This window comes from Mycolicibacterium stellerae, assembly GCF_003719305.1.
Taxonomy (GTDB): Bacteria; Actinomycetota; Actinomycetes; order Mycobacteriales; family Mycobacteriaceae; genus Mycobacterium; species Mycobacterium stellerae.
Window position 1 is genome coordinate 1 of the sequence record NZ_RARC01000056.1, and the last position, 15,834, is coordinate 15,834.

At 67.3% G+C, this 15,834-nt stretch carries 8 protein-coding genes and 2 pseudogenes; all 10 read left to right on the forward strand.

All coding sequences use genetic code 11. The features are described 5' to 3' along the window. Window positions 1-200: pseudogene (locus D6M19_RS33420) on the forward strand (hypothetical protein); the annotation flags it as partial. 28 nt (window positions 201-228) lie between these two features. Beyond that, the gene (locus D6M19_RS33425) at window positions 229-627 is read left to right on the forward strand and encodes a GtrA family protein (protein ID WP_123029591.1); all 399 of its coding nucleotides are present in this window, start codon (window positions 229-231) and stop codon (window positions 625-627) included. Between the two features lie 31 nt (window positions 628-658). After that, window positions 659-2,029, forward strand: coding sequence for a decaprenylphosphoryl-beta-D-ribose oxidase (locus D6M19_RS33430; protein WP_123029585.1), 1,371 nt, complete (start codon window positions 659-661; stop codon window positions 2,027-2,029). Between the two features lie 13 nt (window positions 2,030-2,042). Further along, window positions 2,043-2,825 (forward strand): decaprenylphospho-beta-D-erythro-pentofuranosid-2-ulose 2-reductase, encoded by a 783-nt coding sequence (locus D6M19_RS33435; protein WP_123029586.1) that lies wholly within the window; start codon window positions 2,043-2,045, stop codon window positions 2,823-2,825. A 17-nt stretch (window positions 2,826-2,842) separates the two neighbouring features. Then, window positions 2,843-4,717 (forward strand): galactan 5-O-arabinofuranosyltransferase, encoded by a 1,875-nt coding sequence (locus tag D6M19_RS33440; protein WP_206428706.1) that lies wholly within the window; start codon window positions 2,843-2,845, stop codon window positions 4,715-4,717. Next, on the forward strand, window positions 4,717-7,998 hold the full coding sequence (locus D6M19_RS33445; RefSeq protein WP_123029587.1) for an arabinosyltransferase domain-containing protein: 3,282 nt from the start codon (window positions 4,717-4,719) through the stop codon (window positions 7,996-7,998). Before D6M19_RS33440 ends, D6M19_RS33445 begins: the two co-directional genes overlap by 1 nt. Window positions 7,999-8,022: 24 nt before the next feature. Next, a complete protein-coding gene (locus D6M19_RS33450) occupies window positions 8,023-11,298 on the forward strand; it encodes an arabinosyltransferase domain-containing protein (protein WP_123029588.1) in 3,276 nt (1,091 codons plus the stop codon). Next, window positions 11,295-14,486, forward strand: a complete 3,192-nt coding sequence (locus D6M19_RS33455) for an arabinosyltransferase domain-containing protein (RefSeq protein WP_123029589.1) — start codon at window positions 11,295-11,297, stop codon at window positions 14,484-14,486. The genes D6M19_RS33450 and D6M19_RS33455 overlap by 4 nt, the downstream gene beginning before the upstream one ends. Window positions 14,487-14,518: 32 nt before the next feature. Continuing rightward, window positions 14,519-15,240, forward strand: a pseudogene (locus tag D6M19_RS33460) (MBL fold metallo-hydrolase). Between the two features lie 41 nt (window positions 15,241-15,281). Beyond that, window positions 15,282-15,734, forward strand: a complete 453-nt coding sequence (locus tag D6M19_RS33465; RefSeq protein WP_123029590.1) for a Fur family transcriptional regulator — start codon at window positions 15,282-15,284, stop codon at window positions 15,732-15,734. Window positions 15,735-15,834 lie beyond the last annotated feature (100 nt).

Below are 15,834 nucleotides of genomic sequence, written 5' to 3' on the forward strand. Positions count from 1 at the left end.
ACCCCGGCAGCCGGCTGTTCTTCCCCACCTGGAACGTCACCACCGCCGAGCTCCCACCCACCACCGGCCAACCACCCCCACCCAACGCCGAACATCGCGGCCTGATGATGCCCCGCCGACAACGCACCCGCACCGCCGACGAAGCCGCGCGCATCAAAGCCGAACGCAGACTCAACGAAGTCGACATCCCGCCCTACTGAGTAGGCTGCCCGGGTGGCCGAGCCTCCCATGCCGCCGAACCTGAGCCTCACGACTCAGATATGGCGGTTCATCGTCACCGGCGGGTTCTCGGCCGTCGTCGACTTCGGGCTTTACGTGCTGCTCTACCGAATCGCCGGGATGCAGCCCGACCTTGCCAAAACCATCGGCTGGATCGCCGGAACCACTACGGCATACCTGCTCAACAGGCGGTGGACGTTCCAGGCCCCGCCCAGCACCGCACGGCTGGCCGCGGTGTGGGCCCTCTACATCACGACTTTCGTCGTCCAGGTCGGACTCAACCACCTCTTCCTGCGGCTACTCGACTACACGCCAACCGCCGTAGTGGTCGCGTTCGTCATCGCCCAGGGCACTGCGACGGTGATCAACTTCATCGTGCAGCGGATGGTCATCTTCCGCTTGAAGTGAGCACGAGAAACCGCACGGTACCCTCGTCACGATGTTTCCGACCACCTCACGAAGCCTGGCCGGCTGGGGCCGCACCGCCCCGACCGTGGCCCATGTGCTGTCGACCCCGGATCAGGAGCTGATCGCCAAGGCCGTCGCCAAGGCGGCCGAAGGCGGTTCCCGCGGCGTCATCGCCAGAGGTCTGGGCCGGTCCTACGGGGACAACGCCCAAAACGGCGGCGGCCTGGTCGTCGACATGACGGCGGTGAACAAGATCCACTCGATCGACGCCGAAAGCCGCATGGTGGACCTCGACGCCGGCGTCAGCCTGGACACGCTGATGAAGGCTGCGCTGCCGTTCGGGCTGTGGGTGCCGGTGCTCCCCGGCACCCGCCAGGTCACCATCGGCGGCGCGATCGCCTGCGACATTCACGGCAAGAACCACCACAGCGCGGGCAGCTTCGGCAATCACGTCCGGGCGATGGATCTGCTGAGGGCCGATGGCGAGATCTCTCGACTCACCCCCGACGGCCCGGAGAGTGAGTTGTTCTGGGCGACTGTCGGCGGCAACGGGCTGACCGGCATCATCCTGCGGGTGGTGCTGGAGATGACACCGACCGAGACCGCGTACTTCATCAACGACGGTGACAACACGTCGACTCTCGACGAGACCATCGCTTTCCACAGCGACGGCAGTGAAGCCAACTACACGTACTCGAGCGCCTGGTTCGACGCGATCAGCCCGCCACCGAAACTGGGCCGCGCCGCGATCACCCGCGGCCGACTGGCGCTTCGCGACGAGCTGCCCGAGAAGCTGGCCAAAAACCCGCTGAAATTTGATGCGCCACAGCTGATGACGGTGCCCGACATCTTCCCGAACGGCTTGATGAACAAGTTCACGCTCAGCACCATCGGCGAGCTGTACTACCGGCGAGGCGGTCATTACCGCGGCAAGGTCCAGAACCTCACGCAGTTCTATCATCCGCTTGATCTGCTCGGCGAGTGGAACCGTGGCTATGGGCCCGCCGGTTTCGCGCAGTATCAGTTCCTGGTCCCACTGTCGGCTGTCGAGGAGTTCAAGCAGATCATCCGCGACATCCAGGCCAGTGGACACTACTCAGCACTCAATGTCTTCAAGCTGTTCGGCCCCGGAAACCAAGCGCCGCTGAGCTTTCCGATAGCAGGCTGGAACGTCGCGATGGATTTTCCGATGAAGAGCGGCATCAACGAACTACTCAACGAACTCGACCGCCGGGTGTTGGAGTTCGGCGGCAGGCTATACACCGCCAAGGACTCCCGCACCACCGCCGAGATGTTTCACGCCATGTACCCACGCATCGACGAGTGGATCGCCGTGCGCCGCAAAGTCGATCCCGACGGTGTATTCGCCTCGGACATGGCCCGACGTTTGGAGCTTCTGTAAATGGTGTGCACACATGGTGTTTGATGCCACGGGTAACCCCCAGAACATCCTGCTGCTGGGCGGGACATCCGAGATCGGTCTCGCGATCTGCGCGCGCTACCTGCGCAACGCTGCCGCGCGCGTCGTGCTGGCCGACCTTCCCGGCCATCCGAAGCGCGACGATGCCATCGCGCAGATGAAGGCCGCGGGCGCCAAGTCCGTCGAGTGGATCGACTTCAACGGTATCGACACCGAGAGCCACCCCAAGGTCATCGACGCAGCGTTCGCCGGTGGTGATGTCGACGTCGCCATCGTGGCGTTCGGCCTTCTCGGCGACGCCGAGGAGCTGTGGCAGAACCAGCGCAAGGCCGTCCAGATCGCCGAGATCAACTACACCGCAGCTATTTCCGTCGGTGTCCTGCTCGGAGAGAAGATGCGGGCCCAGGGCTTCGGCCGGATCATCGCCATGAGCTCGGCTGCGGGCGAGCGGGTGCGGCGGTCCAACTTCGTATACGGGTCCACCAAGGCCGGACTCGACGGCTTCTACCTCGGCCTCGGCGAGGCCTTGCGGGAGTTCGGCGTTCGAGTCCTGGTGATCCGTCCCGGACAGGTGCGCACCAGCACGACCATCGAGCACTGGAAGGCCACCGGCGCCAAGGAAGCGCCGTTCACCGTCGACAAGGAAGACGTCGCCGAGCTGGCGGTCACGGCATCGGCCAAGGGCAAGGAACTGGTATGGGCGCCGGGGGCGTTCAGGTACGTGATGATGGTCTTGCGGCACGTTCCGCGTCCCATCTTCCGCAAGCTCCCCATCTGAGATCCGACGGGTCTACGATGCGAGGCGCGCTGGCCGTGCTCGGCCAGATGGCGGTGGCAGGCGCCGTCGCGGTAATCGTCTCGGCCATCTCACTTTTCGCGATCGCCCGGGTGGAGTGGCCCGCATACAACTCCTCCAATCAGCTGCACGCTCTTACCACTGTCGGCCAGTTCGCCTGTCTGGCGGGGCTCCTCGCCTCCGGCTGGATGTGGCGGCGCGGACGTCGACTTGCGGCGCATGCGGGCGCGTGCGTGTTCCTGTCCGCATTCTCGGTCGTCACGCTCGCCATGCCGCTCGGCGCCACCAAGCTCTACCTTTTCGGCATCTCCGTCGACCAGCAGTTCCGCACCGAGTATCTGACCCGCCTCACCGACACCGCGGCGCTGCACGACATGACCTACTTCGGCCTGCCCCCGTTTTATCCGGCGGGCTGGTTCTGGATCGGCGGCCGGGCGGCCGCGCTGACCGGCACACCGGCATGGGAGATGTTCAAGCCGTGGGCGATCACCTCGATCGCCATCGCGGTCGTGGTCGCTTTCGTGTTGTGGGCGAGCATGATTCGATTCGAATACGCGCTGATCGTGACGACGGCGACGGCCGCCGCGACGCTGGCGTACACGTCCTCCGAGCCGTACGCCGCCGTCCTCACCGTGCTGCTGCCGCCCGTGCTGGTGTTGGCGTGGTCCGGGCTGCGGGGCCGATCGCGGGCAGGCGGGTGGGCGGCAGTGGTCGGCGTCGGCCTGTTCCTCGGCATCGCCGCGCTGTTCTATGCGCTGCTGCTCGGCTACGCCGCCTTCACCGTCACCCTCATGGCGGCGGCGCTCGCCCTTGCCCGCCGGAGCGCAGAGCCGTTGCTGCGGCTCGCCGTCGCCGGTGTGATCGCGGGCGCGATCATGCTGATCGGTTGGCTGCCATACCTGTCGGCGGCCATCGGTGGAGCGCCCGCCGACTCCGGTACCGCGCTGCATTACCTACCGCCCGACGGCGCGCAACTGTCCTTCCCGATGCTCGAGTTCACCCTGCTGGGCGCGCTGTGCATGGTCGGCACGCTGTGGCTCGTCGTCCGTGCTCGCAGTTCGACACGTGCCGCCGGGCTGGCATTCGGCGTCGTCGCGGTCTACGCCTGGTCGCTGTTGTCGATGCTGACCACGCTGGCGGGCACCACGCTGCTGTCCTTCCGGCTCCAGCCGACGCTGACGGTGCTGCTCACCGCGGCGGGGGTGTTCGGCTTCATCGAGGTCGCCATCGCGGTGGCACGCCGCTACAGCGCCGACACCGGGCGACGCGTCGTCGTGGCAGCGGGCGCGGTCGGCGCGATCGGTGCCATCACCTTCGCCCAGGACATCCCCGACGTGCTGCGCTCCGACATCGTCGTCGCCTACACCGACACCGACGGATACGGCCAGCGGGCCGATCGCCGCCCGCCAGGTGCCGAGAAGTACTACCGCGAGATCGACGCCAGGATCCAGGAGGTGACGGGCCGACCACGCAACGAGACCGTCGTGCTGACCGCCGACTACAGCTTCCTTTCCTACTACCCCTATTACGGCTTCCAGGGCCTGACGTCGCACTACGCCAACCCGCTTGCGCAGTTCGACGAGCGGGCCGCGGCGATCGAGCGCTTGGCAGCCCTTGAGCGCCCCGACCAGTTCATCGCCGAACTCGACAAGCTGCCGTGGCAGGCGCCGACGGTGTTCCTGATGCGCCGCGGCGGCGCCGGCGATTCGTCCGACGCCTACACCCTGCGGCTGGCCGCCGACGTTTACCCCAACCAGCCCAACGTCCGTCGCTACCAAGTGGCGCTCGATGCGGCATTGTTCGACGACCCCCGCTTCAGCGTGTCCGACATCGGGCCGTTCGTGTTGGCCATCCGGCTGCCCGAGGGCGGCTGATGGCCATCGAGACGCCGCCGCAGCCCGGCCAATTACCATCAAGCCCCGTGGTCGGAAACGGGGCGCGCCAAACCAATCACCACACCGCGCGGTTGGTCGCCATCATCGCCGGGCTTCTCGGCGCCGCACTCGCGCTCGCCACGCCCTTCCTGCCCGTCAAGCAGACGACCGCCCAGCTGAACTGGCCCCAGAACGACGTGCTGCAGAGCGTCAACGCGCCGCTGATCGGCTACGTGGCCACCGACCTGGACATCACCATCCCCTGTTCGGCGGCCGCAGGGCTGGCAGGGCCGCAGAACACGGGCAGGACCGTGCTGCTGTCGACGGTGCCCAAGCAGGCGCCGAAGGCCGTCGACCGCGGCCTGCTCATCGAACGGGTCAACAATGACCTTCTCGTCATCGTCCGCAACACACCGGTCGTCACCGCACCGCTGAGCCAGGTGCTCAGCCCGGCATGCGAGAAGTTGACGTTCACCGCGCACGCCGACAAGGTCACCGGCGAATTCGTCGGGCTGGTCAACGGACCCGACACCGACGATCCAGGCGCCCCGCTTCGCGGCGAACGCAGCGGCTACGACTTCCGGCCCCAGATCGTCGGCGTATTCACCGATCTCGCCGGGCCCGCGCCGCCTGGGCTGCAGTTCTCGGCCACCGTGGACTCGCGCTACAGCACCTCCCCGAGCCTGCTGAAGTTGATCGTGATGGTCGTCGGCGTCGCGATGACGGTCATCGCGCTCGGCGCGCTGCACGTGCTCGACGCGGCCGACGGGATGCGGCACAAACGGTTCCTGCCGCCGCGATGGTGGTCGATCCGGCCATTGGACGCGGTCGTCATCGCGGTGCTGGTGTGGTGGCACTTCGTCGGCGCCAACACGTCCGACGACGGCTACATCCTGACGATGGCCCGGGTCTCCGAGCATGCCGGCTACATGGCCAACTACTACCGCTGGTTCGGCACGCCGGAGGCGCCGTTCGGCTGGTACTACGACCTGCTCGCGTTGTGGGCGCACGTCAGCACCAACAGCGTCTGGGTCCGGCTGCCGACGCTGCTGATGGCACTCACCTGCTGGTGGGTGATCAGCCGCGAGGTGATCCCGCGACTCGGCCACGCCGTCAAGACGAACCCCGCGGCGAAGTGGACAGCGGCGGGCATGTTCCTCGCGTTCTGGCTGCCGTTGAACAACGGGCTACGGCCAGAGCCGATCATCGCGTTGGGCATCCTGCTCACCTGGTGCTCTGTCGAACGCGGCGTGGCAACCAGCAGGGTGCTCCCGGTGGCGATCGCCATCATCATCGGAGCGCTGACACTGTTCTCCGGCCCGACAGGCATAGCCGCCGTCGGCGCGTTGCTGGTCGCGGTCGGCCCCCTGAAAACCATTGTGGCCAGCCATACTTCACGGTTCGGTTACCTCGCACTGCTGGCACCCGTGCTGGCGGCGTGCACGGTCACGATCTTCTTGATCTTCCGCGACCAGACGTTCGCCGCGGAGATCCAGGCCAGCACGTTCAAGTCGGCCGTCGGCCCCAGCCTGAGTTGGTTCGACGAACACATCCGCTACGAGCGGCTTTTCATGGCCACCCCGGACGGGTCGGTCGCCCGCCGATTCGGTGTGCTGACGGTATTGCTCGCGCTGGCGGTGTCGGTGGCAATGACATTGCGTAAGGGCAGGATTCCCGGAACGGCCGCCGGTCCGAGTCGGCGCATCATCGGCATCACCATCATCTCGTTCCTGGCGATGATGTTCACGCCGACCAAGTGGACCCACCACTTCGGGGTGTTCGCCGGCCTCGCCGGGTCGCTCGGCGCGCTGGCCGCGGTCGCCGTCACCGCGGCGGCCATGAAGTCTCGGCGTAACCGGTCGATGTTCGCCGCAGCCGTGTTGTTCGTCATGGCGCTGTCGTTCGCCAGCGTCAACGGCTGGTGGTATGTCTCCAACTTCGGCGTGCCGTGGTCGAACCAGTTCCCGGAGTGGCACTTCGGCTTCACGACTTTCCTGCTCGGCCTCGCCGTCGCCGCGCTTCTGGTGGCGGCGTGGTTCCACTTCTACGGCCATGACCGCTCGCCGCCCGACGGCAGTGAGCGGCGGTTGGCGCGGATCCTGCAGTCCCCGTTGGCGATTGCGACGTGGCTGCTGGTCACGTTCGAGGTGTTGTCGCTGACCCTCGGCATGATCGACCTGTGGCCGGCCTGGTCCAACGGCCGCTCCAATCTCGGCGCGCTCGCCGGAAAGCGATGCGGCCTTGCCGACTACGTGATGGTCGAACAGAATCCCAACGACGGCATGCTGACGCCCGCGGGTGCGACGCCGCGCGACGCCCTCGGCGCGGGTACCAGCGAAGGGTTCGGCCCCAACAACATCCCCACCAACCTGTCAGCCGACGAGGTGACGGGCGGCGGACCCGGCACCTCGAGTAACTTCGCCGACAGCGCGCAAGGCGACGAGGACGAGTCCAGCGGCCAGGCAGGCACGGAAGGCGGCACAACGGCGGGGATCGGAATCAACGGATCCCGCGCACGACTGCCGTTCAACCTCGACCCGGCCCGCACGCCGGTGATGGGCAGCTGGCGCAGCGGCACGCAACAGCCTGCGCTGCTGCGCTCGGCGTGGTACCGGCTTCCCGCCGACTGGAGCGAACGCGACCGGTCCTCGTCCATCCTCGTGGTGTCGGCGGCGGGCCGCTTCGACCCAAGCGACGTGGTCGTGCAGTGGGCGGGCGACGACGGTGAGCCGAAGGGCTCGCTCGGATTCGCCGACGTCGGCTCGCCGCCGGCGTGGCGCAATCTGCGGGCACCGCTGACCGCGATCCCCGCCGACGCGACCCAGGTGCGGCTGGTCGCCAACGATGACGACCTGTCGCCGCAGCACTGGATGGCCGTCACCCCGCCGCGGATCCCACAGCTCAAGACGCTGCAGGACGTCGTCGGCTCACAGGACCCGGTGCTGCTGGACTGGCTGGTCGGCATGGCCTTCCCCTGCCAGCGCCCCTATGACCACCAGAACGGTGTCGTCGAGGTGCCGAAGTGGCGGATCCTGCCGGACCGGTTCGGCGCCGAGGCGAACTCGCCGGTGATGGACAACGTCGGCGGCGGACCCCTCGGCATCAGCGAGCTGCTGCTGCGGGCGACCACGCTGCCCTCCTATCTGAAGGACGACTGGTTCCGCGACTGGGGCGAGCTTCAGCAGTTCACGCCCTACTACCGGGATGCCCAGCCGGCTCGCCTGGATCTCGGTTCGGCCACGCGAAGCGGGCTGTGGAGCCCGGCGCCGCTGCGTCATTAGGTCCGTCGCCTAACATCGACCCTCGTGCCACGCGACGAATCTGAGCGGACCGGCGCGTCCGCCATCGCCCGGCTCGTCGCCGTCGTCGCAGGAATTGCCGGTGTCCTGCTGTGCGCGCTGGTCCCGCTGCTGCCCGTCAAGCAGACCACCGCCACCATCTCGTGGCCCCAGGCGCCCGGCAGCAACGGGCTGGTCTCCGACATCACCGCCCCGCTGGTGTCGGGGGCTCCGCAGGCGCTCGACATCTCGATTCCCTGTCAGGCCATCGCCACGTTGCCTGCAGAGGGCGGTGTCGTGCTTTCCACGGTGCCTCGGGAAGCCAACGACGCCACCAAGGGCGGCCTCTTCGTCCGCGCCACCGCCGACACGGTGTTCGTCGCGTTCCGCGACACCGTGGCCGCCGCCGCACCCCGCCCCGCGGTGGCCGCGGGCAACTGCAGCGCGCTGCACATCTGGGCCAACGCCGGACAGGTGGGCGCCGACTTCGTCGGTATCCCCGGCGCGACCGGCACCCTGGCACCTGAGAAGAAGCCTCAGGTCGCCGGGATCTTCACCGACCTCAAAGTGGCCGGCCAGGGTCTGTCGGCGCGCATCGACATCGACACCCGGTTCATCACGACACCGACGGCGCTGAAGCTGGCCGTGATGGCGCTCGGCGTCGCCTCGGTGCTGGCTTCGATCGTGGCGCTCGTGGTCCTGGATAGGAGAAGTGGCAGACGGGTGCCACGGGCTTGGCGCCGATTCTTCCGGGCCGGACCCGTCACGTGGATCACCGACGCCGCGGTCATCGGCACCCTGCTGCTGTGGCACGTCATCGGCTCCACGTCATCCGACGACGGCTACAACCTCACGATCGCGCGGGTGACCGCCGACGCCGGTTACACGCCCAACTATTACCGGTTCTTCGGCGCCAGCGAGGCGCCGTTCGACTGGTACCAGAGCGTGCTCGCACACCTGGCGTCGATCAGCACGGCCGGCGTGTGGATGCGGCTGCCCGCCACCGCGGCCGCCATCGCGACGTGGTTGATCATCAGCCGCTGCGTGCTGCCCCGGCTCGGCAGGCGCATCGCGGTCAACCGGGTCGCCGTCCTCACCGCAGGCGCGGTGTACCTGGCCGCGTGGCTGCCGTTCAACAACGGCCTTCGCCCCGAACCGCTGATCGCCTTCGGCACCATCACCGCGTGGGTGCTCGTGGAGAACGCCATCGGCACCCGCAGGCTGTGGCCCGCAGCCGTGGCGATCGTCATCGCGGTGTTCAGCGTCACGACCGCCCCTCAGGGCCTCATCGCGCTGGCACCGATCCTGGTCGGCGCCAGGGCCATTGCCCGCAACATCGCGACCCGCAGACCCGCCGACGGCGTGCTGGCCCAGATCGCCCCGCTGGCGGCGTCGCTGTCGCTGATCTTCGTGGTGGTGTTCCGCGACCAGACGCTGGCCACCGTCGCCGAGTCGGCCCGCATCAAGTACGTCGTCGGCCCGACCATCGCGTGGTACCAGGAGTTCCTGCGCTACTACTTCCTCACCGTCGAGGACAGTGCCGACTCGTCACTGACCCGCCGGTTCGCCGTGCTGGTGATGCTGCTGTGCCTGTTCGGGATGATCGCCGTGCTGCTGCGCCGCGGAAACCTGCCCGGCGTCGCATCGGGTCCGGTGTGGCGGCTGATCGGCGCATGCGCGATCGGGTTGCTGCTGCTGAACTTCACGCCCACGAAGTGGGCCGTGCAGTTCGGTGCGTTCGCCGGTTTGGCGGGTGCGCTTGGAGCGGTCACCGCGTTCGTCTTCGCCCGGGTCGGCCTGCACACCCGACGCAACCTCGCGGTGTACGTGACCGCGCTGCTGTTCATATTGGCTTGGGCCACATCGGGTATCAACGCGTGGTTCTACGTCGGCAACTACGGCGTGCCGTGGTTCGACAAGCAGCCGGTGATCGCGGGCATCCCGGTCACCTTCATCTTCCTGGTGCTCGCGATGCTGACGGGCCTGCTGGCAGGCTGGCTGCACTTCCGGATGGACTACGCCGGTCACACCGAGGTCGCCAACACGGGCCGCAACCGCGCGCTCGCGTCCACCCCGCTGCTCGTGGTGGCGGTCATCATGGTCCTGCTCGAGGTCGGGTCGATGGCCAAGGGCGCCGCGCAACGCTATCCGGTCTACACCACCGCAAAGGCCAACGCGCAGGCGCTTGCGTCCGGGCTGAGCAGCACCAGCTGTGCGATGGCCGACGACGTGCTCGTGGAGCCCGACACCAATGCCGGTATGTTGCAACCGGTTCCGGGTCAACGCTTCGGAACCTACGGTCCGCTGGGTGGCGAGAACCCCGTCGGATTCAACCCCAACGGCGTCAGCGATACGTTGGAACCCGCCGAGCCCGTCACCTCCAATCCCGGCACGGTGAACTCCGACGGCTCGCCCAACAAGCCGAACGTGGGAGTCGGCTACGCCGCGGGCACCAGCGGCGGGTACGGCCCAGAGGGGGTCAACGGGTCACGGGTCTTCCTACCGTTCGGTCTTGACCCCAAGAGCACGCCGGTGATGGGCAGCTACGACGAGAACACCGTCGCCGCCAAGGCCACCTCCTCCTGGTACGAGTTGCCGCCGCGCACGCCGGACCGTCCGCTGGTGACGGTCGCTGCCGCGGGCGCGATCTGGTACTACGAGGAAGACGGGTCCTTCAACTACGGCCAGTCGCTGAAGCTGCAGTGGGGTGTGCACCGACCCGACGGGTCGTATCAGGCGCTCGGACAGGTGCAGCCGATCGACATCTTCATGCAGAAGGCTTGGCGCAACCTGCGTTTCCCGATGGCGTGGGCACCGCCGGAGGCCAACGTCGTGCGCCTCGTCGCCGACGACCCCAACCTGTCCACCGACCAATGGTTCGCGTTCACGCCGCCGCGGGTGCCGGTGCTGGAGACTGCACAACAGATGTTGGGATCGGACACCCCGGTGCTGATGGACATCGCGACGGCCGCGAACTTCCCGTGCCAGCGCCCGTTCTCCGAACACCTTGGCGTGGCTCAACTTCCGGAGTACCGCATCCTTCCGAACCTCAAGCAGACCGTGGTGTCGTCGAACCAGTGGCAGTCGTCCGAAGACGGCGGTCCGCTGCTGATCACCAAGGCGCTGCTGCGTTCCGACAGCGTGCCCTCCTATCTGCGCGACGACTGGTACCGCGATTGGGGAGCCATCGAACGCTATTACCGCCTGGTCCCCGAGTCCGAGGCACCTGACGCCGTCATCGACCAGGGTTCGGTGACGGTGCGGGGCTGGACGCGCAGCGGACCGATCAGGGCGCTGCCATGAGCGAAGACATTCGGGTCACGCGCTGGGTTGCGACGATCGCGGGCCTGATCGGCTTCGTGTTGTCGGTCGCCACGCCGCTGCTGCCGGTGGTTCAGACCACCGCGACGTTGAACTGGCCGCAGAACGGTCAGCTCAATGACGTGACGGCGCCGCTGATCACACAGGTTCCGGTGTCGATGACGGTGACGGTGCCGTGCGACGTCATCCGCTCGATGCCGCCCACCGGCGGCACGGTGCTCAGCACGGCGCCGAAGGGCGGCAAGGAGGCGGCGCTGGCCGCGTTGTTCGTCAACGTCACCCCGCAGCGAGTGGACATCACCGACCGCAACGTCGTCGTCGCGAGCGTGCAGAGGGCACGGGTGGTCGGCGCAGCGGACACCCCAGGATGTTCCCGCATCGAGATCACCTCGACCGACGCAGGAACTTTCGCCACGTTCGTCGGGCTCACCGACCCGACAACGGGTGAGGAACTGCGCACCGGGTTCGCCGACCCGAACCTGCGCCCGCAGATCGTCGGCGTGTTCAGCGATCTGGTCGGGCCTGCTCCGCCTGGACTGTCGGCGTCGGTGACCATCGACACCCGGTTCTCCACCAAGCCAACGCCTTTGAAGCTGGCGGCCATGCTTGGCGCCATCGCGGCCACCATCGTCGCGCTGATCGCGCTGTGGCGCCTCGACCGGTTGGACGGCAGGCGAATGCACAGCCTGGTCCCCCAGCGCTGGCGCACGTTCACCGCCGCCGACGTCGTCGTGGTCGGCACGTTCGTGCTGTGGCATGTGGCGGGCGCCAACTCCTCGGACGACGGTTACATCCTCGGCATGGCCCGCGTCGCCGACCACGCCGGTTACATGTCCAACTACTTCAGGTGGTTCGGCAGCCCCGAGGACCCGTTCGGCTGGTACTACAACCTGCTGGCGCTGATGACCCACGTCAGCGACGCAAGCATCTGGATGCGCCTGCCGGACCTGATTTCCGCCCTTGTGTGCTGGCTGCTGCTGTCGCGCGAGGTGTTGCCGCGATTGGGGCCCGCGGTCGCGTCGTCCAAGCCGGCGCTGTGGGCGGCGGGCCTTGTGCTGCTCACCGCATGGATGCCGTTCAACAACGGCCTGCGGCCCGAGGGCCAGATCGCCGTCGGCGCTCTGATCACCTACGTGCTGATCGAGCGGGCCATCATCTCCGGCCGGATGACACCGGCGGCGCTGGCGGTGATCGCCGCCGCATTCACGCTCGGTATCCAGCCGACGGGGTTGATCGCGGTGGCGGCACTGCTCGCCGGCGGCAGGCCGCTGCTGCGGATCCTGGTGCGCAGGCATCGCATCGTCGGCACGTGGCCGCTTGTCGCACCGCTGCTTGCGGCGGGCACCATCGTGCTGACGGTGACGTTCGCCGACCAGACACTGGCAACGGTGTTGGAGGCGACCAGGATTCGCACCGATATCGGCCCGAGCCAGGCCTGGTACACCGAGAACCTGCGCTACTACTACCTGTTCCTGCCGACTGTGGACGGCTCGCTGTCGCGACGGTTCGGCTTCCTGGTCACCGCGCTGAGCCTGTTCGCGTCCATGTTCATCCTGTTGCGCCGCAAGCGTGTTCCCGGTGTCGCCCGCGGTCCCGCATGGCGCCTGATGGGCATCATCTTCGGCACCATGTTCTTCCTGATGTTCACCCCGACCAAGTGGGTGCATCACTTCGGGCTGTTCGCCGCCGTCGGTGCGGCGATGGCAGCGTTGGCCACCGTGCTGGTTGGACCGAAAGTGCTTCGCTGGTCCCGCAACAGGATGGCGGTCGTGTCCGCGGTGCTTTTCCTGCTTGCGCTGTGCTTCTCATCGACCAACGGCTGGTGGTACGTCTCGAGTTTCGGTGTTCCGTTCAACAACGCGATGCCGAAGATCGGCGGAATCACCATCAGCACAATCTTCTTCGCGATGTTCGCCGTTGCCCTGGTCTACACGGTCTGGCTGCACTTCGCGCCGCGCGACCGCGGTGAGGGCCGCCTGGCACGTGCGCTGACCGCTGCGCCGATCCCCATCGCGGCGGGCTTCATGGTGGTGGTGTTCGTCGCCTCGATGCTCGTCGGCGTCGTGCGGCAGTACCCGACGTACTCGAACGCATGGGCCAACCTGCGGACGTTCAGCGGCGGCTGCGGGCTGGCCGACGACGTGCTCGTCGAACCCGACAGCAACGACGGCTTCATGGCGCCGCTGCCGGGGAACTACGGGCCGCTGGGTCCGCTCGGCGGCGACAAGCCGGTCGGGTTCACCCCCAACGGCGTGCCCGATCGCATTGTCGCCGAAGCGATTCGGGTGACGCTGCCGATGCCGGGCACCGACTACGACTGGGATGCGCCCGCGAAGCTCAAGACCGCAGGCGTCAACGGATCGACGGTGCCGCTGCCCTACGGCCTCGACCCGGCGCGGGTTCCCGTTGCGGGCACCTACACCGACGGCGCACAGCAGCAGAGCAAGCTGGCCTCGGCCTGGTATCAGCTACCGGCACCGGACGACGCCCACCCGCTTGTGGTGATCACGGCCGCGGGCACGATCGCGGGCAACAGCGTTCTCAACGGGCACACCGACGGCCAGACAGTCGAGTTGGAGTATGCGCGGCCCGGCCCCGACGGTGCACCGAGTCCGGCCGGGAGGTTGGTGCCCGACGACATCGCAGTCGCTCCGTCCTGGCGGAATCTGCGGTTCCCCCGGTCGGAGATTCCGGCCGACGCCACCGCCGTGCGGGTGGTGGCCGAGGATCGGTCGCTGACACCGGGCGACTGGATCGCGGTGACCCCGCCGCGGGTGCCGGAGCTTCGCTCGCTGCAGGAGTATGTCGGCTCGAGCCAGCCGGTGCTGATGGACTGGGCGGTCGGGCTTGCGTTCCCGTGCCAGCAGCCGATGCTGCACGCCAACGGCGTGACCGAGGTGCCGAAGTTCCGGATCACGCCGGACTACACGGCGAAGAAGCAGGACACCGACACCTGGCAGGACGGCCGCAACGGCGGGCTGCTCGGCATCTCCGATCTGCTGCTACGGGCCCATGTGATGGCCACCTACCTGTCGCGGGACTGGGGCCGCGACTGGGGATCGCTGCGCAAGTTCGACACCATCGTCGACGCGCAGCCCGCCGCGATCGAACTCGGCACCGCGACTCGCAGCGGGCTGTGGAAGCCCAACAGGATTCGCGTCGGCGCGTAGGCCTTAGCCCTCAATGGCTTTAAGGTTCTGGTGTGGTCAACCGAGTACGGGTGGGTACCGCAACGGTCACTCGCGTCGTCGAGTGGCAGATCGACCGGTTGTCGATGACCTTGTTCCCGCAGACACCGCCAGATGCATGGCGTGAGTACCCGCGGACTACGCGACGTTCTGGGAAGACGACCATTGGCGGATCGCGCTGCAGACCTGGGTCGTCGAGGTCGACGAGCTGACCGTGTTGGTGGACACCGGGGCCGGAAACGATCGAGACCGCGCCGCGATGCCTCCGCTGCATCACCTCAACACCGACTTCCTCGGTGCGCTGCGCCACGCGGGTGTCGAACCGGAAGCCGTCGACGTCGTCGTCAACACACACCTGCACACCGACCATGTCGGGTGGAACACCAAGCGGGACGGCGATTCCTGGGTGCCGACATTCCCGAATGCGCGTTACGTCATCCCTGAGGCCGACAACCGCTACTTCGATCCCGAGCACGCGGACGCTCGGCCACCTGCCCGCTCCGACGATGAGCAGGCGCGCCACGATCTCAGCCGGATCGTGTGGGCGGACAGCATCGCCCCGGTGTGGCTCGACGCAGGAAAGTCCGCGGTCTTCGTCGGCGACCTCACCCATACGCCGATACAACTGCACCGGCCGGCCGATCCGTGCGCATTCGACGAGGACTACGGCGCCGCCGCGGTGACGCGCGGAGACGGCTTCATGGTCGACGATTGGCTGCAAATAAGCGCCTTGTAGATTTCTTGACTTATTCCAGAAAAGGGACAAGACTTTCGAACGTGCCTACGGCAGAGGAGTTCCAGCAGCTGCTGCGCGGAGCCGATCTACGTGTCACACGTCCCCGTGTAGCGGTGTTGACCGCGGTGCACGAACATCCGCACGCCGACACCGATTCGATCATCCGCGCCGTGCGCGGAAATCTTCCCGACGTATCCCATCAGGCCGTCTACGACTCGCTGAATACGCTCACCGCGGCCGGTCTGGTGCGTCGTATCCAGCCCTCCGGCTCGGTGGCCCGCTACGAGTCGCGGGTCGGTGACAATCACCACCACGTCGTGTGCCGGTCCTGCGGTGTGATCGCCGACGTGGACTGTGCCGTCGGCGATGCGCCGTGCCTGACCCCCGACGACAACAGTCTGTTGGAAGGGTTCGTCCTCGACGAGGCCGAGGTCATCTACTGGGGCCTGTGCCCCGACTGCTCGACAGCGCAAGTTTCCCGATCACAGCCGTGATCACAGCCCCAATCACCCACTCCCGGAAGGAATGCTGTGTCATCTGATACATCAGATGACACAGCATTCCTTCCGGGAGTGGGTGATTGGGGCTGTGATC